We start from the raw sequence: 24,933 nt of genomic DNA, 5'->3' as shown, positions 1-24,933 counted from the left end.
CCATGTTCGGCGAAACGGGAAAAATGGGGGGATGCGATGCGCACGGCTGGACGGATTCTGGCGGGGGCCGCGCTCGCGGCGATGGCGGCTGCCGGCGTGGCGCAGACCGCGCCCACCGATCGCAAGGCGCTGGAAGCGGCCTTCGATCAGCATATCAGTTCAGCCGATCAACTCGCGTGGCTGAAGGACATGTCGTCCCAGCCGAACCATGTCGGCTCGCCGCACGACAAGGCCAATGCCGAATCGACTCTTGCCAAATTCAAGCAATGGGGCTGGGACGCGCATATCGAGACGTTCCACGTCCTCTATCCCACGCCGATTTCCACGACGGTGGAGATGGTCGCGCCGGAAAGGATCGTGCTCGGGGGGCAGGAACCGCCGATCCCCGGCGACGATACCTCTGCCAACACCGCGAACGCGCTGCCGCCCTATGTCGCCTTTCAGGGGGACGGCGATGTCACGGGCGATCTGGTTTACGTCAATTACGGGATGCCGGAGGATTATAAGGATCTCGCGCGGCGCGGGATCGACGTGAAGGGCAAGATCGTCATCGCGCGTTATGGCACCGGCTGGCGCGGGTTGAAGCCGAAACTGGCGCAGGATCACGGCGCGATCGGCTGCATCATCTATTCGGACCCGGCCAATGATGGCTATGCCGCGAATGACGCTTATCCTGTTGGCGGTGCGCGCCCTGCTGGGAGCGTGCAGCGCGGATCAGTCGCGGATATGCCGCTCTATCCCGGCGATCCGCTGACGCCCGGCGTCGGGGCGACGCTCAAAGCCAAACGATTGAAGCGCGAGGATGCGCCGGCGATCCTTAAAATCCCGGTGCTGCCTATGTCCTATGGCGATGCGGTGAAGCTGCTCGGGCGGCTTGGCGGCCCGGTCGCGCCGGAGCCGTGGCGGGGCGCATTGCCGATCACCTATCACATGGGCGGCAATGGCGGCGTTTCCGTTCATCTCGCGGTAAAATCCGATTGGAAACTGACCCCGGTCTATGACGTGATCGCGACGCTGAAGGGTGCGCGCTATCCCGATCAATGGGTGATCCGCGGCAACCACCACGATGCCTGGGTGTTCGGCGCATCCGATCCGCTATCGGGCAATGTCGCGATGCTTTCGGAGGCGAAGGCGCTGGGCGAGCTTTATCGTCAGGGTTGGCGCCCGGCGCGAACGATCGTTTACGCGAGCTGGGATGCGGAGGAGCCGATGCTGCTCGGCTCGACCGAATGGGCGGAACAACATGCCGACGAGCTGAAAAAGAAAGGTGTCATCTACATCAATACAGACAGTAACGGGCGTGGCGTGCTCGGTGCTGAAGGCAGCCATTCGTTTCAGCATCTGGTGAACGCGGTGGCGGCGGAGGTGATCGATCCTGAAACCGGGGCGACCGTCGCGGCGCGCAGCCGGGCGGCAAAGCGCGTGGCGGCGTTCGACCGGACCGACCATGTGAGCGATGCGGCGCTGGCGGCGGCGGAGAATGGCGGCGATATGCCGATCGGTCCACTTGGGTCAGGATCGGATTATTCTGCATATATCCAGCATCTTGGACTGCCCGCGCTTAATCTTGGTTTTGGTGGCGAGGATGAATCCGGCGGGGTCTATCATTCGATCTACGACAGCTTCCATCACATGACGACATTCGATGATCCGGGCCTGAAATATGGCGCGGCATTGTCGAAGCTGGTCGGCCGGATGGTGTTGCGCATCGCGGACGCCGACGTGCCGGTGCAGCGCTATGGTGATTTCGCCGATACGGTCGGGACGTATCTCGTCGAGGTGAAGAAGCTGGCGGCTGACCGCCGGGCGGAGGACATGAAGCGGGATCGGCTCATCCACGACGACGCGTTCCGGCTGGCGAGCGATCCGCTGAAGCCGGTCGGCGCTGTGACGCCCGAGCCGCCGACCCCGCAATTCGATTTCGCTATGCTGGACGAGGCGGTGGGCGCTCTCAAGCGATCCGCGACGAGCTTCGACACAGCGCTCGCGGCGCGCGGCGCGGGGCTGACGCAGCAGCGGCGCGATCGGCTGACCGGACAGCTTCGCGATGCCGATCAACTCCTGCTCGATGAACGCGGCCTGCCGGGGCGGCCGTGGTACAAGCATCTGATCTACGCCCCCGGCCGTTTCACCGGCTATGGCGCCAAGACGTTGCCCGGCGTCCGCGAAGCGATCGAAGAGCGCCGGTTCGACGACGCCAACGAATATGCCCGGCGCACCGCGAAGGTGTTGCGCGATTATGCCGCGCAGCTCGATCAGGCGCGCGCGACGGTGGAGGGGAAGTAGCGCCGGGATGCGCCGGCGACCGGCTCAGCCTGGGCCGGTCGCCATCTCAAGTTCCCGCGCGGCAAATAGCGTCAGGATATCGGGCCGCTTCGCAATGAGGTCCTGCAACGTATAACGATCGAGCACCGCCATGAACGCGGTGAGCGCCTCCGCCAGCGCGACCGTCAGTCCACAGGCCGGCGCGATGATGCAATCGTCGCAATCGACAAGATCGAAGCCGTCCTCAGTATGCCGAACGAGCGCGCCGACGTTGATCTCCTTTGGCGCGCGCCCAAGCTTTATGCCGCCGCCCCGGCCACGCACGCTGGCGATATAGCCAGCATTCGAGAGGTCGTTGACGACCTTCATCAGATGATTTTGCGATATCCCATAAGCGCGTGAAACTTCAGCGATCGAGCATAGGCGATCGGGCCGCGCGCCGAGATAAAGCAGCACGCGCATCGCATAATCGGTATAGCGTGTCAGGCGCATCAGGCGCTCCGCATCGGTCCAGCACAGATAATATACATTTATATTGCATCTTTTTGGACGAATGAATAGATGCATAGCGAATGCATAATTGGAGCGAGTCGTGGACGAGGCCGCGCACATCGAAGAAGCTGCGCTCGCGCGCCTGATTCCCGCTTTCTACGATCGGGTGCGTGATGATGCCCAGCTTGGGCCGGTGTTCAACGATGCGGTCGGTGATTGGCCCGAGCATCTCGATAAACTCATCGCCTTCTGGTCTTCGGTGATGCTGACGAGCGGGCGCTACAAGGGCAATCCGATGATCGCGCATCTCAGGCACAAGCCGCGCATCACGCCGGCGTTGTTCGATCGCTGGCTTGCCTTGTGGAAGATGACGACGGACGAGCTGATGACGCGCGACGCCGCCGCCGCGCTTCAGGCCAAGGCGGGGCGCATTTCCGAAAGCCTCCAACTCGCGCTGTTCTTCCGCCTCGATCCCGCTTCGGGCCCCGGCCGCGCCCTGGCCTGATCCGTGACAGGGGATATCCCGATGCAAGCCACGCCATTGGTCGATATTGCACGGTTTTATCGGACGCTGGCGGATGAGGCGCGCCACCGCAAGGTCGATCACGCGTGCGCGAGCGAACGTCGCGGACTGCGGCTGGGGAGTGGGAAGCCGTATCGTTCCGGATATGCGGATGGTGGTGTGAGATGAAGATAAGGGTACGATCGGGCCCAGCGACGCGGGGCAATGATGTAGCGGCGAACGAATTCCGCCGTGCGCTCAAATGGATCGTGGCGGCCGCGATCCTGATGGCGGGCGGGGCATTGTGGTATCTTTCGCTATCCGGTCCGCTCACCGTGCATATGGTCGTGGCGACGACGCTGGGCGTGTTGTTCTCGGTCGTGCTTGGCTGCGGGCTGTTTGCCGCCGCATTCTTCAGCGCCAATAGCGGCTACGACCAGACCGTCACCGATGCCACGCGGGTCAAGACAGCGCCGGCCAACCCAAGCGCGCTGCCCGCCGGGCTCGAAACCTATCGCCGCACCGATAGCTTCACCGAGGCGACGGTGCCGGCGGCGCTGCTCGCCGATCACAGCACCAAGGCGGGGAACTGGGGGCTGATCCATGTGACCGAGGGCAAATTGCGCTATCGCGTTAACGATCCGCGCCGCGAGCCGCTCGATACGATCCTTGCCCCGGATAGCGCGCCGGGCGTCGTCGAGCCGACGATCCTGCATAACATAGAACCGATTGGCGCGGTGCGCTTTCATGTCGAGTTCTGGCGCGCGCCAGTCGAGATGAAGGCAGACAAAATAGTGATATAGGCTCTCTGCCACGCGCCCAACCCGGTTCCGTCGTTGAGATATGCGGGCAGGTTTGATATAGTAATACATGCGCCGCCGCTTATGCCTGCGTGACGATCGCTCTCGCCGCTTTAAGTGCGGAAGCAGTTTTGATGTGCTTGCAACTACGGGAGCTTGCACCATTTCATGAAAACTTGGTTCCACCAGCGCTACCTCGATCTGCTGGGGTCGATCTATATCTATAACGAGCATCGCGGTTACCGCTCGATCGATCGCGTGCTGGAGGCGGTGCGACGGCGAGCGCCGGACGATCACGCCCTGATCGCCGCGATCGAGAAGCACCGCGCGGACGAGCGCAAACACTATGTGATGTTCCGGCGCTGGTTCGAACTGCGCGGGAAGATGCCCTATTTCATCGATCGCACCTGCGGCCATATCGATCGTTTCGTGGAGATCATGTTCCGATCGACGATCGAGGATCTCGACACGGATCAGATTGTCGCGCGCGACGAATTGTTCGAGCGGTTATGCCGGGTCATCACGCTGACCGAGCAGCGCGGTTATCGGCAGGTGGAAATCCTGCTGCGCCACCCACTGGTGCGTGGCGATCCGGTGCTGATGCGGATTTTCACGATCATCGAGCGTGACGAGCCGAGCCATTGGGCGCCCTATGAAGGCTGGCTGCGCGCGCACGGCAAGCGCGATCCGAAATGGTGGGAGCATGCCATCGACAGCTTCATCCATTCCGAATTGCTGTTCTTCAAGCTGCCGCTGCTGTTCCTTCATCCCCGGTTGCGGCGGCGAACCGAATGGGCCGATGCGCAGGATCCCGCCGAGAAACTGGCCTCGCCCTTTTCGCTGACACCGGCGAGCTAGGGAAATCGCCGGGTTATTCGCCGTCCAGCCCGCGATGAGCAGGCCGGACGGCGAACGCCATGCGTCAGAAGGATTTACGCAGATTGAGGCCGATCGTGCGCGGCCGTGCCGAGGTTACGCTCGTCAGCCCCACGCCGATCGCGCTCGACGAAGCGCGGGTGATGGCAGTCGCGTCGAACAGATTGTTGACGAAGATATAGGCGCCCCAATCGTTCTGGCGCTCGATGCCGATCCGCGTGTTCACCAGCTCGTAGCCGTTGATGTAGCGCGTATAAACATAGGTCGGGCGGAAATCGGAATAATAGCCGCCCGAATGGCTGAAGTCCGCGCGGATCACCCCGTCGAACGTGTTGGTAAGCGCCCAGGTATATTGCGCGCTCGCCCCCATCGTGAATTTCGGCACATAGGGGATGCGGTTGCCCGCGAGGCCGGAACTGGCGGTGGTCAGGTTCGAGGGAAGCTGATCCTCGGTCAGCTTGGCAGTCATGTAAGTGGCGTTGCCGCTGATATTCAGGCCATGAACCGGCTGGATCGACGTTTCGAACTCGACGCCCTGTACGCGCGCGGCGGCGGCATTGCCGATATAGGAGAAGGCGCCATTCGGGGTGCGCTGCGTCACCTGAATGTTCGTCCAGTCGATGCGGAAGACATCGATATTGGCGATCAGCGCGCGATTGAACCAAGCGGTCTTGAAGCCCGCCTCATAATTCCACAGCGAATCCGAGCGATACGGCGTGAGCGCGGTGTCTAGGCCGAGTACCTGATTGACGCCGCCGGGGCGGAAGCCCTGCGCCGCTTCGGCGTAGAACATGATGTCCGGCGTGATCTTGTACGACGCGTTCGCCTTGAGGACGGTGCCGTCCTCCGTCGAGGACAGCGCGGTCGGCGGCGTGATCTTCGCGCCGACGAGGATCGACGGCACATCGGTGTGGCCGATCACATCCTTGTCGTACTTGAAGTAGCGGATGCCGCCGGTGACGTTCAGCTTCGAGGTGATATCCACCGACAATTCGCCGAATGCCGCGAGCTGCTTCAGCTCGTCATGGATGAAGCGGACCGTATCGATCTGGTTCGGGATGACGAAACCGTTGGCCGCGTTGGCGTTGAGCTGCGGATTGGCGACATCGGTGCGGCGACGCGAATAGAAGCCGCCCACCGTCCAGTTGATCGGCCCATGCGCGGACGAGCTCAAGCGCAACTCCGCCGTCAGCGCATTCAGATCCTGTTGCGGATAGAGCGAGCTGGTCGACTGGCCCGCGACGAACGCCTGATATTGCGCGAACGAGGTGATCGGCTTGCTGAACTGATCGACGCAGCCGGCCGCGCACAGGCGGTTATAGGTCGCGAGATTGTTCGTCCCCTGAATGTAGCGCGACGTGTCGCTCTGGCTGACGAGGCTGCGATCCATATACGAAACGACGCCGGTCGCAGTGACGCCGCCGAAATCATAGGCGCTGGTCAGGCTGTAGAGCGTCACTTCGTCGCGCACGATCAGGCGGGTGCGCGAATCGGTCTTGTAGCGACCGCTTTCGAGCAGCCAGCTCGGCGTATCCGTCGAGGAATTGTTGTAATAGATCGCCGCGTCGATCGTCCAGGCCGCGACCGGCTGCACCCGCAGGATGGCGCGCCCACCGTAGCTTTCCTCCGCGTTGATGTCGTTCACGCGCAGCCAGGTGTTGTCGATATAGCCGGAGTTGCGCTTGTAGAAACCAACCGCGCGGAACGCGACTTTCTGATCGATGAGCGGGACGTTGATCATCCCGTTCATTTCCTGATTGGCGCCGCCGTGCTTGGTGGCGGACATGGTGCCGTCGAAATCCGCGCCCAGTTCGTAGCTCGGCTTTTTGTAGATGATGCGCAGCGTGCCGCCCATCGATCCCGAGCCGTAAAGCGTGCCCTGCGGGCCGCGCAGCGCCTCGACGCGATCGACGTCGAACAGGCGCAATTCGGGGGTGGAGCCGCCGGCGTCATTGCTGGCGCCGACCGTGCCGGTGACCGGCGTTTCGTCATAATAGACGCCGACGGTCGGTTCGCCGGTCGCCTGAATGCCGCGGATGACGACGCGGCGATTGGACGGGCCGCCGTCGACGAAGTTGAGGCTGGGAACCTGGCTATGCAGATCCGCGATGCTTTGCACGCCGGCATTGGCGATCGTCTGCGCCGAGACCGCGGAGATCGCGATCGGGGTTTCCTGAAGGCGCGTGCCACGCTTCAGCGCAGTGACGATGATATCCGCCTCGCTGTTCGTGGAGGCGTCCTGCGGCGCGGCGGTCTGGGCAAGAGCGGGCCCGGCAACGCCGCACAGCGCGGTCGCAGCAAGCAAGGTGCGGATAGCCATCCGCCGCGGATGCATAATGTCGATCATTGAACCCCCTCATGCCCGCCCCCGGCCTTCCCTCAGGCGCGATGGCGACTGCGCTAGCTTGGCGCTTGTTTTCCCCGTCGGGCCAGGTCGCAGCCCGGTCCCCTTGGCCCGATTGGGCAGGATATCCGCGCTCGTCAACTAAACTGTGCGTATCGAAGTGATTTTCCGATCCGTGCTTGCGCCGGAGAAGTTGATATCGCACCATTAGTACGTGAACGGATTGTTCCTGCGCGGTGTGTGCCGGCAGGGGCGGCACGTTCACATATAAAAATTGCAGGGTCTGTGCGGGCAACCGCCCATTTTTTCAGACAGGCGAGGCGCGGGATTCGGGCGGCGACAGGCTGCGGCGGCCGGGCGGAGCCTGTCGTGCACGTTACAAGGGAGGGCATCGATGAAGCGGATTTTGAAGGGGGCGCCGGTCGTCACCGCGACGATATTGCTGGCCAGCGCGGCGGTCGCGCAGCAGCAGGGCATGGACCCCGATTTCGCGAAATCGGTGAAGGAATGGACGACGCGGCCCGAATTCTCCACGCCGCTGGTCGATCACCTGCCGCTGTCGTCCACCATCCCCTCGCCGAAGCAGGTGTTCGGCAAGCATATCGGCGCGCCCAATGTGCTGCACAGCCAGCCGGAGATCGTCGACTATTTCCGCAAGCTCGCCGCTGCCGCGCCCGATCGCGTGCGGATCATCGATATCGGCAAGACCAACGAGGGCCGCGACAATATCGTCGTGATGATCTCTGACGCGGAGAATATCGCCAAGCTCGATCAATATAAGGCCAATCTCGGCAAGCTCGCCGATCCGCGCCGCATCAGCGCCGACGATGCGAAGCGCATCATCGCCGAGACCAAGCCGATCTATCATCTGACCGCCGGGCTGCATTCCGCCGAAACCGGGCCGCCCGAAATGGTGATGGAACTGGCCTATCGCCTGTTGACCGAGGATACGCCGCTCATCCGGCAGATCGGCAAGAATCTGGTCGTCGCGATCAGCCCGGTGCTGGAGGCGGATGGCCGCGATCGTTACCGCGACTGGTATAACCGCCATCTGATCGACGAGAAGGACGATCTCAACAAACCCGCCGGCCCGCCTTACTGGGGCAAGTACATCTATCACGACAATAATCGTGACATCAATTTTTCCGATGTCAGCGCGCGCGCGATGATGAAATATTATCTCGAATGGCACCCGCCGATCATGCACGAACTGCATGAATCAGTGCCGTTCCTTTATACCTATAGCGGGCAGGCGCCGCAAAACCCGGATCTTGATCCGATCCTTTATGGCGAACTGCCGTTCTTCTCGAACTTCGAGATGTCGCAACTTACCAAATACGGGCTGCCGGGCGTGTGGACGCATGGCTTCGTCGATGCCTGGTCGCCGGGCTATGTCGGCTTCATGGCGTCGAACCACAACGGCATGCTGCGCATGTACGAGACCTTCGGCAACAACGGCGCGACCACGATGCTGCGCCATGTCGATACCGGCGAAGGTGGCCCCGGCGTGCGCGGCGGCAACCAGACCGAGCGTGATTGGTTCCGGCCATCCCCTGCCTATAAGGAGGTGGAATGGTCGATGCGCAACAACACCAATTATATGCAAACCGGTGTGCTCACCGCGCTGCAACTCGCGTCGACCTTCCCGAACATCATCCTCGAAAACTTCTATAAAAAGAGCCTGAACGGGGTGGAGGCGGGCGCCGCCAAGGCACCCTATGCCTATATCATCCCGGCCAATCAGAGCGATCCGACGCGGGTGAAGTTCGTCGCCGACGTGCTCCAGCTGCAGGGGATCGAGATCGGAAAGGCCAATGCCGCGATCAAGCTGGGCGACAAGAGCTATCCGGCGGGTTCGCTCGTCATCAAGCTCAACCAGCCTTACGGCCGCCTCGCCAAGACCCTGCTCAAAGTGCAGGACAATTATCCCAACGACGACATGACCACCTATGACGACGCGGCGTGGACGATGGGGCTGATGACCCACACCAATATCGTCCAGATCGCGGACAAGGCGGTGCTCGATGTGGCGACCACGCCGCTCGATCGCTTCGTCGTGCCGGGCGCGATGAGCGGAGCGGGCGCGGGCGGCTATGCGGTGCTCGATACCGGATCGGTGAACCTCGCCGAACTGCGCTTCCGGTTGAAGGACGTGGCGGTGAAGGTCGCGGAGAAATCGTTCAAGGCGGGCGGGCGCGATGTGCCGGCGGGGTCACTGCTGATCCCGGCGAGCGCGGGGGGACAGCTCAAGCCGCTGATCGACGAACTGGGGCTGACGGCGGTCGCGGCCCCCGCCAACCCCGGCGTGCCGACGCATGACATGCCGCTGCCGCGTGTCGCGATGTTCAGCACCTGGGGCTCGACACAGAGCGTCGGCTGGGTGCGTTATGCGTTCGATCAGTACAAGACGCCCTATGATCTGATCTTCAAGGAACAGGTCCGCGCGGGCGATCTGCGCGCGAAATATGACGTGATCATTCTCCCCGATCAGGGGCGGTCGCCGCGGGAGATCGTGTTCGACCTGCCGATGAAGGGGAAGCCACTGCCCTATACGGCGGCGAAGGAATTCCCGACGATGGGCATGTACGGCTCGTCGCCGGATATTCGCGGCGGCATGGGGCTGGCCGGGCTGGAGGAATTGCGCAAGTTCGTCGAGGCGGGCGGCGTTCTCATCACCACCGGCAAGGCGAGCGGCGTGCCGGCGAGCTTCGGGCTGGTCAACGACGTGTCGGCCGGAGAAGTGAGCAAGAACTTCTATGCGCCCGGCCCGGTGGTGAAGGCGAACGTGCTGCAGCCCGCGAGCCCGATTTTCTATGGCTATAACCAGACGACGATGCCGGTGCGTTGGGCGACCAATGTGCTGCTCAACACGCCCAAGACGGCGAAGCAATATGTGTTGATGCAATTCCCCGGCGGCAAGAAATCCGTGATGAGCGGGTTCATGAAAAGCGCCGAGGAGGTGAAGGATCGTCCGGCGGTGATCAACATGCCGGTCGGCGCCGGGCGCGTGGTGATGTTCGCGACCAACCCGGTGTGGCGCTGGCAGAATCTCGGCGAGTTCCGGATGCTCTATAATGCGATGCTCAACTGGCAGGCGCTGGGCGGCCCGAACAACCTCGCGCCGGTGAAGCCCGACGAGGGCGCGCCGCTGAGCAAGGCGCCGCGCGTTGACGATGGGTCGAAGCCGACCGGGCTGTCCGGCTCGGAAGATACCGGTACGCCGAACTGAGCGATCGGCCCCGCCCGGCGTGGCGGGGCCGTGACCGACCGAAAAGGGGACGAAGAGAATGAAAGCGAAATGGATCGCGCTGGCGGCTGCGGCCGCATTGCTGGGGGCATCCGGCACGGCGATGGCGCAGGCGGATAGCGTTCTTGCGCCCAAGGCGGAGAAAGCGGCGGATCGCTGGACGATCATTCATGCCGGCACCCTGATGGCCGACGCCGGCAAGCCGCTGGCGCGCGATGCCAGCATCATCGTGAAGAACGGTGTGATCGACGCGGTGCGCCCCGGTTTTGTCGGCGCGGAAGCGATTGGTGGCGGCGTCGCGCCGGGCAGCGTGGCGATCGTCGAGTTGCGCGACAAGTTCGTCATGGCCGGGCTGATCGACGCGCATGTCCATATCGGCTTCGGCAATTGGAGCGCAGCGTTCCAGAATGCGCGCGAGAAGGTGTTCGGCGGCGCGACCACGGTGCGCGACGCGGGTAGCATGCCCGAAGTGATCTTCCCGCTGCGGGATGCGATCAACAAGGGGCTGGTGGTCGGTCCGCGCATCCTCGCGTCCGGCGCGCCGCTTACCACCACGGGCGGCCATGGCGATTTCCGCAACGGCAATTTCCAGGCGTCGCTCGCGCCGCCCGCTTTCTCCGGCGGGGTGTGCGATGGCGATGGCGAATGCGCCAAGGTCACGCGGCGGCAGATCCAGCTTGGCGCCGATCAGATCAAGATCATCGACACCGCCGGGGTGGTCGATGACAGCTATACCGGGCTCGATCAGCAATTCACCGATGCCGAGTTGCATGCGATCGTCGACGCATCGCATCTGATGAAGCGCAAGGTGATGGCGCATGCGATCGGCGCGGACGGCATCAAGGCAGCGGTGCGCGCGGGCGTCGATTCGGTCGAGCATGGCAATTACCTCGACGATGAGGGCGCGAAGCTGATGAAGGAGCGCGGCACCTATCTCGTCCCCACGCTCGAAGCGCCGACCGATGTTCTGCGCCGCGTCCAAAACCCCAAAGCCGGCGATCGCCCGATCAGCGAGAACACGCGCCGCAAGGTGCTGGGCATGCCCGAAGCGCAGCCGGGCGGCATCGGGCGCCAGGTGAAGGTCGCGCTGCGCAACGGCGTGAAGATCGCGGTGGGCACCGATTTCGGCGGCACACCCGGTGACGAGATGGTTCTGCTCGTGCGTCAGGGCGGGATGAGTTCGCTCGCGGCGCTCCGCGCGGTGACGCTCACCAATGCCGAACTGCTCGGCATCTCCTCGACCGCAGGGACGATCGAGCCCGGCAAGTCGGCCGATATCGTCGCGTTCGATGGCAATCCGATCGACGAGATCGAAGCCTCTACCCGCGTGGTGTACGTCATGTCGCAAGGGCATCAGTTCAAGGGGCCGGGGTATCAGCTTCCCTGATGCGCCGACTGTCATGGGGCGGGCATCGCGCCCGCCCCATGGCCGGTTAGTCAGCCCGTGGTGATCTTCTCTGCGCTGTCGGAGGCGAAGCCGCTGGTGAGTTCGCCGAAACCTTCGCCGGAGCGAAGCGCCGTCCAGCGGATCGGGCGGCCGGCGGCGTCACGCGCGAGTGTGGGGGTGCGCGACACGCGGATGCCACCGCGCGGCACCTCCGGATCGAACAGCTCGCGCGGCTTGCCCGCGAGGATGCGGCCCCGACTGTCATCGGCGTCGGTCATCGTGCCCTTGCGCAGGATGAAGCCGTTCGTCGCCCCGGCCATCGGCACCGGCACCATCGGAATCCAGTGACGCGGCACCTCTGTTTCCAATGTATAGCGCAGCTCGGCGCGCGGATCGGGGGGCGGATAATCCGGGATTGCGCGGAGTTCGTCCTGCCGGCTGCGCACCAGCCCCGAGGCATCCTCCACATTGGTTTCGATTGCCCACACCATGTTGGCGGTTTCGTCACGAAGGAACACCACCATCTCGCGCGGCGGCCCTTCGAGCGCACCGCGCGCGCCGCCGATGGTTAGCAGGCCGCGCGCCGTTTCAGTGCTGCCCGCGACACTCGGTTCGAACAGGCAGAAGCGCGCGCCAGGCGAGCCGGTGCCCGCGCGCTCGATCGTCGTGGTGACGCCGAAGCTGTCGACCACCGACAAAGAGGTGACGGTGGTGAAGGCCGAGGCCGAAACCTCGACCGGCGCGAGAAACCAGTCACACCCGTAAACGGTGGCGAATTCGATCAAGCATAGCCGCGCGGGATCGTTGATCTGCACTGACATCGAGCCGAAATTGACCCGCCCGTCCTCGAATTCCCAGAAGCGATCGGCGGCCATGCCCGCGAAGCGCAATGGCGCGACCAAGGTGGTCGGCGGTGTGCCGTCTCCGGCGGGCGGATCGTGCGGGGTGAGCGGAAAGGTCGGATCGCCGTTGGCGCTCATGCTCGCGCCGGGCACGAGGTCCAGTGCATGCCAATCGATATCGCCGCCAAGGTGCATCGGCGCGGTGAACACTTTTTGTCCGCGCCCGGCGTCGGTGGCGACCGAGAAATGATATTCGAGCCGTTTTGCGTCCCAGCATGCGCCGCTGGCGGTGGGCGAGACGCCGGCGCGATACCAGCCGAGCCATTCCTGCGCCGCCGCTTTGGCTGCGGCACTGCCCGGTGCCAGCCAGTCCGGGGTGCCAGCTTCCAGATCGGCGGCGATGGGCTCGGCGTCGGCGCCGGCGCGCAGCATCACCGCGAGCGCGGGGCGGGGCAGGTCGCCGGTCGCGCCCGCGCCGAACGGATAGCGCCCAGGTAACACGGTGGCGACGTCCAGCCCCGCCTCCGCCAGCGCGGCGATCAGCGTCGCGCTGGCCTCCGCGCGTTGCCGGCTGCCGGCGCCGGGCGTGGCGGGGGGCTCGGCCTCGATCAGCCGGTCCAGCGTCGCGCGGCTGCCGATCGGCTGCCCCGCCATTGCCCCGCCACCCGGCGCGCCGGGGGCGAACAGCGTGATCGGGGTGCTTGAGGTCCCGATCGTCACCGCGAGCGGCGTGCCCGCATCCTCGCCCGCGAATTCGCCGACCTGCCATTGGCGCAGCATCGACCATAAGGGATCGTGCAGCGCGGCGGCGACGCCGGCTGTCGGATCGCCGGTCACCGATTGCGGTTCGAGCCGCGAATAGGCCGGCGGCCGATTGAACAAGCCGGTGTTGATCAGGGCCGTCGCGATGGGCCGGAATTCGGCGGTGAACATCTCAATTGTCCTTCACGAAGCGCAAGGAATAGAGGCTGTTGTCGATAAGCGTGGCGGTGAAGGCGAATTTCGAGAAATCGACCACCTCCTCGCCGCGCAACGACCAGCTTTGTTGATAGAGGACCGGAAGCACCCGCGCCGGATAGGGCTGGCGCTCCAGCGTGACGCCGCGCACCCGCGCGAGATCGGCGGTGTCGCGCAGCGTTGCGAGCAGCGAATCTGTCGTCCAGTCCCGCTCGTCGGGCGCGATCGCCAGCAGCCACGCCTGCGGTGGACGCGCATTGGGGGAGGGCGCGTTGAACGCGATGCCCGTGGTGTTCTCATCGCCGCCGGGCAGCCGCTCGACGAAATGATCGAGCACGAGATAGGTCGCGGGCTGGGCCGGATCGCTCCAGCCGAGCGCTTCGATGACGAACGCGCCCGCGACATTATCGATCAGTCCCGTCCCGATCCAGCCGGGCGCCAGCGTGAAGCCGCGCTGCGCGACCTGCATCGCGGACAAAGCGGGCGCGGTCGCCAGTGCATCCGCCAGGAGCAACGTGTCGCCATAGCGCGACACCGCGCCGCGCACCGATCCGGTATCGGCGATCCAGCGGCGAAGTGCCGCGTGGCCGGCGAGCGCAACGCGCCCGGTGAGCGCCACATCCCATTCGTCGCTCGCTGCGGTGGCGACGGTGCTGATCGCGGGCAATATCCAGAAGCCGTCGCCGAACAATTCCACCGCGATCTTCGCGACGATATCGCTGTCCACCCCGCCCGCCGTGGCGAACAGGGCATCCGCGCGATCGAGGCGCTGGCTTGCCATTTCGGCCGCGAGCCGCGCGATATCGGTCCCGCTGCTGCCCGCTGGGGAAATGATCCCGAAATCGGCGAGCGCGAGCAGTGCGGCAAGCAGCGCATCCGGCACGATGGGATCATGGCCCAGCGCCGCCACCAGCGCATCGCGCCGCGCGGCGAGCGTTTCGCGTGCCGTCCGCGCACGATTTACCGCATCCGCCAGCGCGACGGGGCTGATCTCGCGCCGGGGAGGAATGGGCTCCGCGCCCGGTGGATTGAGCGGCGGCGCGCAAAGATCGTTGGGTTGCGCGGGCGTGGCCCCGGCCAGCACGGTGCGCAACGCCGCCGCCGCCAACACCACATCGCGGTAAGCGCGCCGGCCGGCGTCCGCGATATCGGCTAACGCCGCGTCGCCGGGCAGGCCGAGTCTGGAACGTACCAGCATGTCCAGCGCGGCTGGATCGGCGCTGCCATAAACTAGATCGAGCGCGGCGAGCCCGGTGTCCGCGATGGTGCGGTCCGGCCCGGTCGCCACCAGCACGCTATCCGCCGCGCCCAGCCGCGCGGCGGCCCAGCGCTCCAGCGCCGGCTCGGCCAGCGCGCGCGGTTGTTGCGTGCTCCAGCCTTCGCCATCCTGCACCACCAGCATCACGCGATGAGTGACGAGGCCTCCGGTCGGCGGGGGTCGCGACGAACTCCGGCACCGGCACCGGCGAATCCCCGTTCGCCGCCGCATCGATCGCGGCGGCCGCGCGCGACATATTGCCCTGAGCGAGATGATGAACCGATTCCGCGAGCAGCACGTCGCTGGCCGCATCGAGCGACGATGCGGCGGCGGTGATGATCGCCTGAAGCGCGGTGCGATCGCCGCCACTCAGCGGCTGCCAGCTTGCTGCATCGACATAGGGGTTGTCGGTGGGCACGGCGCTCGCTGCGTTCGCCACCGCGTTGAAATCGGCCTTGGCCTTTTCGACCAGCGCCACCCCGTCGACGACATTGGCGATGGCGAGGTGGGTGGCGATATCGCTCGGCACCGCTTCGCCGGCATTGACCAATTGCCCTGCGGCAAGCGGCGCGAGCTTGCGCAGATTGAGCACGATGCGATCCAGCCCGGCATCATGCAGCCCGCGTTCGATGCGATAGCCGATCGCGGCGGCAAGGCCCTGTCCCTCGCGCACCGCGTCCAGCAGGTCCATCGCATCCCGCACCCGCGCGCTCGACAGATCGATCGCAAAGGCGTCGTCGGAGGCGGGATCACCCTCCTTATTATGCGCGAGATAGGCGCTGCGCAGAATACCAGCAGTCACCGCCTGACCCATGCTGGGCGCGTGGAGATAGCCGCTTTCCTGCTCGTTCAGCCGATCGATATTCTGCACCCAGCCGAACGCGCCGATCTGAATGCCCGTCGGCGTCTGTGCGCGGAGCGCGCGGCGGCGCGATTCGACCAGCGCCGTCACCCATGCGTCGATGCGGTGCGACGCGGTGTCGAGCGCCTCGGCAAAGGCGATCCGCCGCCGATCGAGCGAAGGCTCTGCGGCGAGCAGCGTCAGCGCGTCGGCCAGTTCGGCTTGCGCGCCCAGCCCGATGAACCATTCGGACAATGCCACCTTGCCGAATTCCGCCCGCGCCGCCGCGCTGGTGCTGGTCGCGGCGAGCGCGGGAAAACTGGTCCGCGTCGCGACATCGGGTTGATAGCTGGCGAGGCTCACCTCCTCCGGAACGAGCGAGCTTAGTTGATCGGCGGTGTCGAACAGCCGCGCCGCGCCGGCGGTGGCGAAGGTGGGGGCGGTTTCGCGCACCACGCGTTGCTGCGCTGCGGATATCCCCGCGATATTCGCCGCCACGCTGCCGATCAGCTCGGCCGATCCGTTGCGATCGACACGCCCGCCCGCATGCGACCAGGCGACTTGCGCCATCGCTTGCAGAACGCTTTTGATCGGCAGCTTGGTGTGCGGGGCGTTGGCGAGTGCGGCGAGCGCCGCATTATCGCTTTCATGCGCATAGGGCAGGCCGACCGGGCGGGATTCGCCCAATACGGCGGCGGGCATATAGTCGATCATCAGGTTGCCGCCGCTGGGGATCATCAGCCCGGCGAGCAGCGCGGACAGCTCCGCCTCCGTATCGACCGCGCCTGTGATCGCGCCGAACGCCTTGCCGAGATCGGTGCCGGCGGCCTCTCGCGCGCGAACGCCGAGCGACACCGGGCTCATCCCGAGCAGATCGCGCATCGTTGAGTCATCCACGCCCTGGCCCGGATTGATGTGCGGCACGCCCTCGCTCGCGGCGCTCCACATCGCGCGCGCGTTCTTGATCAGGCCGAGCGCGCGGGCGAGGAAGGGATCTTTCTCCACCCAATTGCCGGCGGTCGAGCCGACCGGCAGCACGCCATAGGGTTGCTTGCCGATGCGGATCGCGGGCAACGGCCCGCGCCCGCGCACCATATCGCGGTGCAGCCGCCGCAGCCGTTCGCGATCGCGTTCGCTGATCGAGCCCAGGGCTTCGTTGGTGATCGTCGCGAACGTATCGAGAAAGCTGTCATAAGCGGCGTGCCACACGACGATATTGGCCGCGCCCGCCAGCGCATCCTCCGCTACGTCGGCGGCATCGGTGCCGACAAAGGCGCTCCCCGTGATCCCCAGTGCGGACGCGAGCGCAGCGTCGTTGCCGCCGGCGGGAGTGGGGGGCACACCATCGAGGGTCGGCGCGCTTTCGTCGCCCACGCTGTTCCAGCCCGCGCGCTGATCGTCGAGATTGTTGGTCGGCGTGCCTTGCTCGACGAAGCCGAGCCCGATCGAATGGCGATGCGCGGCGCAAAGATCGTCGAGCGCGGCCGCCGCCGCCTTGGGATCGAGCGAGCGGCGCACGCCGAGAACATAGAGATCCGTTACCGGCCGATCATTGGGCAGCGCGATGGTGAGCGCCATTCCGGCGTCGAGCGCGGTTTTGAAATCGACGATCCACTTGCCGCCCTGTGACACTTTCACGCCGTTGACGGTCACGAGATCGGCCTCGGCCTCGTCCGGCAGGAACGCGCCCATTTCGAGATTGCCGACGATCGGATTGCCGGTGGCGCGATATTCCTTGCCGCCCTGCCGCGCGACCGCGACGAAGCGATCGGGCAGCAGCCGCGCGGTGACGCTGTCGTGCGCCGGCGCGGCGGGATCGGGGAATAATGGCTCGCCCTGCGGAGCGTTCGCGCCATTGGTGGGGCGCGTCGCCTCCGCCACCCAGCCGGCACGGCGCGCGCCTACCGCCATCTTCAGATTGGTCCATGGTCCTGGATTGGCCTGATCGGGCCATAGCGCCGTCCAATAGGCGATTCCGGCGGCGCGCTCCGCATCGGTGAGGGTGCGGCGCAACGCATCGACATGCACGGTATCGGGAAAGATGCGCACCTGAAGCACCGCTCCGCCGCTCCTGGCCGCCTTCGCGAAACGCGTCTCGATCCGCACAGGCAGCATCAGCAGCGGGATGTTGCTCGCGCAACCGCATGGATCGATCGCCCGCGGACGGAGCAGGTCGCCCAGCTTCCGTTGCGCGTCGATGATCGCGTTTTGCGCGTCCGTCAGCTTTTTGGTCGCCGCCGCCTGCGCGCGCGCCGCCGCCGCGGGCGTTATGCTGACGGTCGCATCCGCCACCCGGCGTTCGAGATCGGCGAGCGTTTGGCGCGCCGCCGCCATCGTGTCGCGCTGGTTCTGCAACGTCGCGTTGAGCTTCGCCGCATCGGTCTGGAATGATTTGAGGTTGGGATCGACAGGCATGATCAATGGTCCTGCGGCATCATCGCCTTTGCCTCGAAAGCGGCGCGGGCGGGATTTTGGAAAAGGATGCGGGCGACATCGGCGCTGCTCGTCGCCCATTGGAAATTGCCGTCATCCTTGGTGACGGCGGTGGCGCCGCCGGTTCCGGCGTTGAGGCAGCCGCCACCCATGGGCAATTGTCCCCATGTCAGGCCGTCGATCGATATGGTGGCGGAGGCGGGCAGCGGAACGGGGGTCACCCCGTCCGGGATATCAAGGCCGAAGCGCGGCGCGCCGGGGTGCTCCGCGAGAAGGAACCACCAATTGCCCTGTTTGATATCGTCGCGCGTGAGATCGAAGCCGACGAGGATCGTATCGACGCTGAGTGCGGCGTGGAACAGGATCGATCCCGTGCCGCTCGTCGGCGGATCGGCGAAGTTACCGCTGGCCGCATCGCGCCGAACGGCGACGAACAGCGCCTCGGGGTGGCGCTTTACCACCGCGCCACGGATCAGCATCACGACGCGCGAGTTGTTTCCGCCGGCAAGATGGCTGCCGAGCGGGCCCGCAGCAAAGCGCGCAATCTGTTGTTTCAGATCGTCCGAGCCTTCGCTCCACATCCGCCAGAAATAGGTGCCGCGCTGATCGGTCGGGAAACCGCGCCAGAGCAGTTCCCGCCCCATTTCGTCGGACAGGCCGACCAGATAGCTTTCGGTGAAACGCGGGTTGTCGAACAGCAGAGTGACGAAATCACTCTCGTCGACCAGCCCGAGATTGGGGATCAGCCAATCCTGGTTCCAGTCGGCGAGCGCTCCCCACATCGGCCGGTCGAAACGCGGCGCGGCCATGATCGGGCGAACGCGCAGATCATCGAACCAGTCATTGGGCAGCCAGTCTGGCAGCGCCTTCAGCCGCGCGATGATCGCCTTGCGCGCGGCCGGCCCCGGATCGAGCGATTTCAGCAAAGTGCCACGATCCACCGATGGCGCCGCGAGCACCGGGGTCGCGGGCATCTGGCGAATGCCGACGCCGGCGACCAGCGCGGCGACGCCATCCGCGAGCGCGGCGTTGGTCATCACTTTTGCTACTGGCGGGCGCGGGATCAGGATGTCGCCGAAATTGCGATAGCGATCGATCCCACTGAGCGCGACCGTGTCCGTCGCGGGCATGGCCACCGGCCGGCCGATCGTCGGGCGTGTCGCACCCAAGGTTCGTATTGTCGGTGCGGCGGCCAGCGGCGCGCGTCCGATCGGCGTGGCGGCGCCCGGTGCAATCATGGGTGTGATGCCGTGCAGGATCGGAATCGATACCTTGCCAAGCGAGCGGTCGAGCACCGCAATCTGCTTCTCCGCGATCGTGGATAGCGACGGCGCCTGCTGCGCAAGGGTGGCATATTGCGCGCCCAGCGCCTCGATCCGGCCGGGCGACAACGCCGCGACGCGTTTTGTCGCGGCGTCCAGCATCGCCATCCGTTGTTTCTGCATGGACGTCACCGCGTCGCTGCTTGCCGCGTCGATCACGCGCCATTGCGTGCGCGGCGTGGCGATCTGCGCGGCGAGCCCCCCCGCTTTGCTGAAGCGCCGCACGAGCGTCTTCGCGGCGGTGTCGGCGGAAACGCCGAGCGCCTTGCCCAGCCGATCGGCGGGAAGCGTCGCGGCGATGCCGGCCGTTATCGGGCCGATCGCTGCGGGTGCGGCGTAATCGAGTCGCATGTCACGCAGCTTCGCGCCGCCGGCGATCATCGATGCGATATTGCCGCGCGTGGCGAGGCTAGCGCCCCTGATCGCAGCTCTCACCGGCGCGCCCGATACGAGCGAGCGGCGGAAGGCCATGCCGGCGGCGGTTTGCGGCAAGGCGCTGCCGGCGATATTCGCCCACACCGTCTGTTGCCCGGCCGGCATCCCGATCTTGCCATGGACCGCGCGGGTGGTCGCGGTGAGCGCCGCCATCGGCAACTTGGCCAGCGTCTTGCTGACCAGCGCCTCGGCGACATAGCGCGCCAGCCGGATGCGATCGATCGCGGCATTGGCCTCGCGGATCTTGCCGACCTGCAGCCATGCCGCCTGCATCAACTTGTCCTGATCGTTCTGGATCACCCGCGTGCCGAGCCCGGCGACGACGCGATCGAGCGGGCGTAGGTTGATCGCGTTGAACCAATCGGATTGCGGAGAGATCGTCGCGGCGTCGCCGGGCACCGTCGTGCTGCCGCGCTGGAACCGCGCGTAGAGGCGCGGGCCGACGCGCGGCAGATCGGGATCGTCCTGATCCACCTCGATCCGCGCGCGCAATTCCTCTGTGCGCGCGGCGCTCCACTCGGCTTCAGGCAACACGGCGTTTCCGCTCGGGTCAAATGGGGAGACGAGCGCGCATTTCAGATATTGCACGCCCCCCGGCGACACATCGTCGTCGCTCACCCCGCCATGCGGCGTGCGCAGGTCGACCGCGCGGCGACCGATCTGCCACGGCGCGTCGACCGGCACGAGCCGCCGGGCAAGTTCCTCGAAATTATAGCTTTCGCCGATCGTGAACCGCCAGCTCGCATAGACGGGCAGGGTGATTTCCGCGGCCGGATTGGTAGTCGTCCATGCCGGATCGAGCGTCCCGCCGGGCAGGCCCAGCCCAGCCTTCACGCCGCAATCGAAAGTCGGCACGACGCAGGCGATATAGCTGGTGTGGACGCTCAGCCGGCGCGGGCAGATCAGCCGCGACAGATTGGCATCGGCATGTGCATCGCCCATGTGATCGGCAATCGCATTGCGATCATTGCTCGCGCCAAGCACCTGTGCGTGTGCCCAGGCCCATGCATCGTCCAGCCCCTGCAACTCGCCGCGCAGGGTGCTGAGCTTGTCGGGCAGACCGCCGGTGCCGCTCGACAGCTCCGCGTTCGCAACATCGCAGACGACGAGCGTGATCCACGGTTTCAGCCGATCCCCCGCCGCAGGATCGGGCGAGTGCAGCCATGGCAGATCGGGGCGGTTGAATTCGATCAGCGCGAGCGAACTGTCATCCCCCAGCGATACGTTGGGCGCGGGGAAGCGGCGCACGATCTGCGCCTGATCTATGCCGATCACGTCGCCCGGCCCGCGCATCGTCAGCGTGCGCGATACCGTCTGGGTCTGGACCGGATAGGGCGGGGTGGCGGGCGGCGGGGTGCCGGTGACATCGAAACTCACCGACACCGCCGCGCGCAGATTCACCGGCGGATCGGTGATCGCGGCGGCAAGCCCGTTTCGCACCCATGAGACGAGACTGAAGCTGCCAAGATCGACATGTTCAGGCACGAACGGGGTGCCGGCGAACACCGCCATCGGCAGATCGGCGCGATAGCCGGCGAAGGTTTTCAGGCTTTGTGTCATGCTGCCAGTCCCAGGCTGACGACCTGCATCTCCACGCCGGTCGCGGCGAGGAGATCGGCCTCGGTGGTGGTCATCGCGATGCCGGCGGCGGCGTGCGCGGTCGCGAGCGGAACGACGTTCTTCAGCCCCGCATCGACCATTTCGACCGGGCCGGGCGTGGGCGGGGCATAGGGATTGCCCGCCACCCTGCGCTGCCGCGCGACCGCGCCCGCGGCCAGCACCACGCGGTTGAGATCGACCGGCAGCGCCCATTTCCCACGGGTCGGTGGTTCATGCTCCTGCGGGAAGAACGTATCCCATTCCAGCGTCGCGCTGGCGTTGCGGCCCAGCGCGGTGCCGGTGGCGGGCGCGATCTGGATGCCGGCGGCGTGATCCTCGAAATCGGGTTTCGACGCTTTCTGATCCTGCGTCATTTCGGTGTACTGGCCCATCGCGAAGGGCGCGTTGATTTCGGAGAAAGCGGGCGCGGGCGCGCCGTTGATTTTCGGGTTGGCGAAGTTGAACTGCTTGATCGTGCTCGCGTAGGCCCCGAGCCGGGTGATATCGACATCGAACGGCACGAGCTGCTGCTTCGCCTGGATCAGCGAGAACGGCTGGAACAGCCGCGCGAGATCGGCATCGCTGCCGTCGCTCGCCGCCGGGCGCAGGATCGTCACCGCATCGCTGACGGCGGGGGGCAGCGCGGCCCATGCAATGTCCTCGTTCAGCGCCTTCAGCGCCTCTGCCATCGAATCCACCAGCGGCAGCACGGAAACGTCGCGATCGCCCCATTCGATCGGGCCGACCGGGAAATCGACATCCCACCACAGGAACGAAACGCTCGCCGAGCCCTCGACATGCCACGGCGCGGTGCCGGAGATCGTGCCGCGGAACGCCGCGCCGGCGATCGAATGGCCAAAGGCCTTGATCGAGACGGATGCGTTGAATTCGACGATGAAGGCGAAGCGCGGCGAAAAGACGAACATCGCGTCGATCGACAGGTGCGCATCGCCGGAAGCCGGGCCGACCTTGGCCGACAGATCGACCGCGCCGCCGAACTGCACGCTGTTGCCGGTCACCGCGATATAGCCGGTCACCGACAGCGATAGCCAACTGACCGGCGGCGCGAGCTTGATCGACAGCCGCTGCAACCCGGCCAGCTTGGGCGGATATTTGTAAGTCGGGAAGAACCCGCCGGCCGAAAAGGCAAAGGCGCTGTCAGACGCCCAGCGGATCAGCAGCGCCAGATCGCCGCTTACCGCCAGGCCCGCGATCTTGGAATTACGCAGCGTCGCCTTGAGGAAGAATTCGTCCGGCGTGATCGCGGCGAACATATCGATGTTCAGCTCCACCACGCGTGGCGATTTATCCACGATCTTGGGCGGCACCATCACTTGCAGCGAACCGAGGATCGTTACCGACGGATCGGGCAGCGCGATCAGCACGCCGATACGCGCGGTAACCAGCCCCGATTTGGCGCCCCAGCCCAATTGCACGATCGGGCCAACGACGAACGCACCGGCCTGCGGCGGGAAGATATCGGATAGCTGGTTGAGGATCGTCGGGGCGGACGAAACCGGATCGTCGGGCAGCAGGATATTGGAAACCGCGCCGTCCTTCAGCTTGCTGGAAAGCTGATCGATATCCAGCCGCCGATCGGACGCGACCAGCCCGCCCACCGCATCGAGCGTGAAGCCGAAGCCAAGCTGGATGCCCGGCGCGGGGAAACGCACGCCCAGCACCACGAGGAATGCCATCGTATCCGGCTGCAACAGCCCGACCGCGGTGATGCCGACCTTGGCAAAGGTCAGTTGCAGCGTGCCGCCATATTCATTCTTCACCGGATCGTGGCGGACATAGCCGCCGCCTACCACCGGCCCGGCGGAAAGGCGCAACCCCAGTCCGTCCGGCATTTTCGGCTGCACCTGATAGTCGCCGCCATTGTTCGAGATCAGCGAGACGCCGCCGCCTTCGCAGACGAACGATAACACCGATCCGAACTTGCCCGCGATTACCGTGGTAACGTCGATCTGCGCGGGCGCGTCCTTCTTGTCGGCATTGGGGCTGGAGATTGCGAACTCGCGCAATTCGATGATCGGAAAGGCGAAGCGCACCGGCAGGACCACGCGCTGCGTCTTGCCCGAGCCGAGCGAGAAGCCCTTGTCGGTATCGAGCTGGATCGCCACCGCATCGGTCGTATCCGCGGTCGGCGCCTGACCGGGGATGATCTTGTTCATCGTCGGATCGCCGCGCAGCCCGGCCTTGATCTTCGATACCAGCGCGATGCCGACCAGAAACGGCGGTTTGAACTGGATGAATGCTTCGATCTCCGCGCCGTCGAAATTGATCGGGCCGAGCGCGCGTGCATCCGCCGCGACGAGGTGAATATTCAGCCGGCCGGCATCTAGATCAAGCTCCAGCGCGTGCCACAGGCCGGAACTGGCGTTTTGAATGTCCAGCACGGTGTTGCACAATGAATCGAAATTGCCCGGCACATTGCCGGCCAGATCGCGCAGGCCGTCGGCCCATGGCTCCATGTTCGAATTGACGCGATTTTCGACTTCCTTGACGCCCGCCGCAACTTTTGTGGCGATCTTTCCGATCGCGTCGGTGCCGGCGGAAACGAAGTCGCCGACCGCTTGGCCGACCGCCTTGGCCTCGCCCAGACCAAAATCGGCGACTGCGAGTTTGGCGGTGATCGCTGTGATGGCGGTATGTTGTTTGCCGATCGCGGTGGTGATCTCGTCCCACAGCGTCTGGTTGTCACCCGTCAGGCCCGCGCCGCTGCCAAGCGCATCATGCAACGTCTGCAATGCCGGCTTGTCACCCGGCTGCGCGCCATTGATCAGCGATTCAAGCAGTGCCTGCGGAGAAGCAAAACTGGTGGTGAGCAGCGAATTACCGCGCGACTCGAGAAATTCGGCGCAGCCGCGCAACAAGCGCGTCCAAACATTGGCCATACGGATCCCCTGTCAACAGCTGACAATCCGCGACCCTTTTCTAGTTAATTTTTTATTTTATATTTCGTCTTTTTCGCCTTCATTCTCCGCCTGTTAATCCGCGCCGTCAATCCATCTAAAAATCGGATCAAAGTCCGTATGAAACGGATCGTCGTTCGAAAATATCTTTCCGGATGCTGGAGTCGATCGCCGTGCGGTCAATCGGAAGTGTTCGATCGACTCGCTTTTTCACGAAATTGAGGAGAAGTCGGGGGCGCTCGTTTTCGTTGCAATCTCCTTTTCTTGCGGTCGCGTTTCATCCCCGGTTCGGTGTCGCGTAACAGCGTTTCGCGGGCGCGATGGATGCCAAAATGTCGGTGTCGTCGCTGTGGCGCGAAGGACACGCCAGTGTTGCGAATTGCATCAACTGGGGTGCGCGGCATTGACCGGGCAG

At 65.1% G+C, this 24,933-nt stretch carries 13 protein-coding genes; 6 read left to right on the top strand and 7 right to left on the bottom strand.

Going from position 1 to position 24,933, the window contains the following annotated elements:
• The first annotated feature begins 36 nt into the window (after positions 1-36).
• The gene (locus tag P0Y64_04040; GenBank protein WEK44010.1) at positions 37-2,286 is read left to right on the top strand and encodes a transferrin receptor-like dimerization domain-containing protein; all 2,250 of its coding nucleotides are present in this window, start codon (positions 37-39) and stop codon (positions 2,284-2,286) included.
• Between the two features lie 24 nt (positions 2,287-2,310).
• On the opposite strand, the gene P0Y64_04035 is transcribed toward P0Y64_04040, so the two are convergent.
• Positions 2,311-2,757: an Rrf2 family transcriptional regulator gene (locus P0Y64_04035; protein WEK44009.1), complete on the bottom strand. Its 447-nt coding sequence runs from the start codon at positions 2,755-2,757 to the stop codon at positions 2,311-2,313.
• A gap of 100 nt (positions 2,758-2,857) precedes the next feature.
• On the opposite strand from P0Y64_04035, the gene P0Y64_04030 reads away from it, so the two are divergent.
• The 3 genes from P0Y64_04030 (at position 2,858) to P0Y64_04020 (ending at position 4,917) form a co-directional block, all read left to right on the top strand.
• Positions 2,858-3,262 carry a group III truncated hemoglobin gene (locus P0Y64_04030; protein WEK44008.1) on the top strand — a complete coding sequence of 135 codons (405 nt, stop codon included), beginning with the start codon at positions 2,858-2,860 and terminating at the stop codon, positions 3,260-3,262.
• Positions 3,263-3,444: 182 nt separating this feature from the next.
• The gene (locus P0Y64_04025) at positions 3,445-4,062 is read left to right on the top strand and encodes a DUF1971 domain-containing protein (GenBank protein ID WEK44007.1); all 618 of its coding nucleotides are present in this window, start codon (positions 3,445-3,447) and stop codon (positions 4,060-4,062) included.
• A gap of 165 nt (positions 4,063-4,227) precedes the next feature.
• Complete coding sequence (locus P0Y64_04020; GenBank protein WEK44006.1) at positions 4,228-4,917, top strand: ferritin-like domain-containing protein; 690 nt, start codon at positions 4,228-4,230, stop codon at positions 4,915-4,917.
• A gap of 64 nt (positions 4,918-4,981) precedes the next feature.
• On the opposite strand, the gene P0Y64_04015 is transcribed toward P0Y64_04020, so the two are convergent.
• On the bottom strand, positions 4,982-7,282 hold the full coding sequence (locus tag P0Y64_04015; protein ID WEK44005.1) for a TonB-dependent receptor: 2,301 nt from the start codon (positions 7,280-7,282) through the stop codon (positions 4,982-4,984).
• Between the two features lie 391 nt (positions 7,283-7,673).
• Here P0Y64_04015 and P0Y64_04010 point away from each other — a divergent pair, with 391 nt between their 5' ends.
• Entirely contained in the window at positions 7,674-10,508 is a 2,835-nt protein-coding gene (locus tag P0Y64_04010) for a M14 family zinc carboxypeptidase (GenBank protein WEK44004.1), read from the top strand.
• 58 nt (positions 10,509-10,566) lie between these two features.
• Positions 10,567-11,913, top strand: coding sequence for an amidohydrolase family protein (locus P0Y64_04005; protein ID WEK44003.1), 1,347 nt, complete (start codon positions 10,567-10,569; stop codon positions 11,911-11,913).
• Between the two features lie 50 nt (positions 11,914-11,963).
• Here P0Y64_04005 and P0Y64_04000 read toward each other — a convergent pair whose 3' ends face one another.
• From P0Y64_04000 to P0Y64_03980, 5 genes are read right to left on the bottom strand one after another with little or no spacing between them, the layout of a single operon-like run.
• The gene (locus tag P0Y64_04000) at positions 11,964-13,688 is read right to left on the bottom strand and encodes a hypothetical protein (GenBank protein ID WEK44002.1); all 1,725 of its coding nucleotides are present in this window, start codon (positions 13,686-13,688) and stop codon (positions 11,964-11,966) included.
• 1 nt (position 13,689) lies between these two features.
• A complete protein-coding gene (locus tag P0Y64_03995) occupies positions 13,690-15,114 on the bottom strand; it encodes a hypothetical protein (GenBank protein WEK44001.1) in 1,425 nt (474 codons plus the stop codon).
• On the bottom strand, positions 15,008-18,226 hold the full coding sequence (locus P0Y64_03990) for a hypothetical protein (GenBank protein ID WEK44000.1): 3,219 nt from the start codon (positions 18,224-18,226) through the stop codon (positions 15,008-15,010). The genes P0Y64_03995 and P0Y64_03990 overlap by 107 nt, the downstream gene beginning before the upstream one ends.
• Before the next feature lie 2 nt (positions 18,227-18,228).
• Complete coding sequence (locus P0Y64_03985) at positions 18,229-21,561, bottom strand: hypothetical protein (protein ID WEK43999.1); 3,333 nt, start codon at positions 21,559-21,561, stop codon at positions 18,229-18,231.
• Entirely contained in the window at positions 21,558-24,500 is a 2,943-nt protein-coding gene (locus tag P0Y64_03980) for a hypothetical protein (protein ID WEK43998.1), read from the bottom strand. The genes P0Y64_03985 and P0Y64_03980 overlap by 4 nt, the downstream gene beginning before the upstream one ends.
• Between the last annotated feature and the right edge of the window lie 433 nt (positions 24,501-24,933).

Source organism: Candidatus Sphingomonas colombiensis, assembly GCA_029202845.1.
Classification (GTDB): Bacteria; Pseudomonadota; Alphaproteobacteria; order Sphingomonadales; family Sphingomonadaceae; genus Sphingomonas; species Sphingomonas colombiensis.
This window is presented reverse-complemented; position numbering and strand designations above follow the sequence as displayed.